The sequence below is a fragment of the Mesorhizobium sp. M2A.F.Ca.ET.037.01.1.1 genome (genome assembly GCF_003998075.1).
Classification (GTDB): domain Bacteria; phylum Pseudomonadota; class Alphaproteobacteria; order Rhizobiales; family Rhizobiaceae; genus Mesorhizobium.
Genome location: NZ_RZSA01001395.1, coordinates 1 through 1,247 on the forward strand (window position 1 = coordinate 1; position 1,247 = coordinate 1,247).

General features: G+C 66.5%; 1 protein-coding gene. It reads right to left on the reverse strand.

Annotation, left to right across the window (positions count from 1 at the left end):
• Positions 1-91 precede the first annotated feature (91 nt).
• Positions 92-718 carry a DUF480 domain-containing protein gene (locus EOA27_RS37035; RefSeq protein WP_126080481.1) on the reverse strand — a complete coding sequence of 209 codons (627 nt, stop codon included), beginning with the start codon at positions 716-718 and terminating at the stop codon, positions 92-94.
• Positions 719-1,247: the final 529 nt, after the last annotated feature.

Below are 1,247 nucleotides of genomic sequence, written 5' to 3' on the forward strand. Positions count from 1 at the left end.
GGAGAAACCCGCCGTGACATCTGATCTCCCCCCTTGAGGGGGAGATGTCCGGCAGGACAGAGAGGGGGGCTCCGCGCCAACGCTTCTGAAGCTACCCGCCCAGCGCCTCGATCTTCGCTCGAAGCGCCGCGACCTCCTCCTCCAGCGCCTTGACCCGCGCCTCGAGGTCGGAGTCCGCCGACGCCGCCGGCTGCCACGGCGCCGCGACGGCCGCCGCATCCACCGGTCCGCTGAGCAAATGAACGTAGCGCTCCTCGCGCTGGCCGGGCGCGCGTTCGAGCAGCTGGATCAGTGGCGGCCTCCGCCCGATCATCAGGTCGAGATTGTCGCGCAGCTCCTCGATCGAGGCGAAATGCGCCATCCGCTCGGAGCGCGCCAGCAGCTCATGCGCCGTCTGCGCGCCGCGCAGCAGCAAGAGCCCGATCACCGCGATCTGCGGCGTGGTCAGCGAAAAGCGCTGCGCCATCAGATGCTCGTAGCGCTCGACCCGCGAGGCGAAGGCCTGGCGCACCAGCCCTTTCTGCTCGAGCGTGCTCAGCGCCCGCCGGATCTCGGTCAGCTCCAGCGCCATGACAGGCTCGCGCGCCGTCTTCTGGTTGGCGGCGGCGTGCGCCCCGTTGAGCGTCAGCGGATAGACGTCCGGCGTCAGCTCCTTCTTCTCGATCAGCGAGCCCAGCACGCGCGCTTCGACGGCGGAAAGGACGGGGAGATCGGTCATTGGCTGCAATCCTTTCTAGCGCTGGCGGGACAGCGCCCCCCTCTGTCATGCCGGACATCTCCCCCACAAGGGGGGAGATCAGCAGCTTCGTCAACAGCGCTCACTCTTCGACGACGGCGATTGGCGAAAGCCGCGATGACAGCCAATCTCCCCACCCGTGGGGGAGATGTCCGGTAGGACAGAGGGGGGGCGCGAAGGATCGCTGCTTGCGAGATTGTCGCGAACGAAGAGGCGAAGCCTAAACCCTTCGCTCCACCATCATCTTCTTGATCTCCGCGATCGCCTTGGCGGGATAACCCACGAGAACCTCAAACGCGGCGATCCTTCGCGCCCCCCTCTGTCCTGCCGGACATCACCCCCACGGGTGGGGAGATTGGCTGTCATGAGGGCTTTCGCCTATCTCCAAGGTTGAAGGATGAAGCGCGGTCGGCGAAGCTGCTGATCTCCCCCCGGTGGGGGAGATGTCCGGCAGGACAGGGGGGCGTTGTCCCGCCAGCGTCAGAAAGGATAGCATGCAATGAGCGAAGAC